The organism is Adlercreutzia equolifaciens (assembly GCF_029076695.1).
GTDB lineage: Bacteria > Actinomycetota > Coriobacteriia > Coriobacteriales > Eggerthellaceae > Adlercreutzia > Adlercreutzia equolifaciens_A.
In genome coordinates, this window is sequence record NZ_JARFIK010000317.1 from 1 (window position 1) to 308 (window position 308).

At 58.8% G+C, this 308-nt stretch carries 1 protein-coding gene; it reads right to left on the bottom strand.

Features of this window, described 5'->3' with window-relative positions:
• Positions 1 to 308, bottom strand: a 308-nt coding sequence (locus tag PZH32_RS12560) for an acylphosphatase (protein ID WP_275208580.1), incomplete at both ends; no start/stop codon positions are given.

Consider the following 308-nt stretch of genomic DNA (forward strand, 5'->3'; position numbering starts at 1 on the left):
GCCCGCAGTTCGTGCAGTTGATGAAGGGGTAACGATAGCGGCGGTCGTTCGCCAAGAACAGCTCCGCCACGCAATCGTCGCAGGTGGCAAGGTCGGGCGAGACCATCGTAGTCTCAGCCACCTCATCGTCATCAGAGAAGCGGATCTCAAAGGAGTCGAAGTCCTCAAGCGGCACTTCCTTGATATCGATTTCCTCCCCCTTAGCGGCGGCCGGGGCGTTGTCGGACAACTCCATGATGAACTCTTCCACCAGCTTGCTCTCGCCCTCAGCATGAATGTGCACACCGTCGGTAGCGTTCAGCACCCAC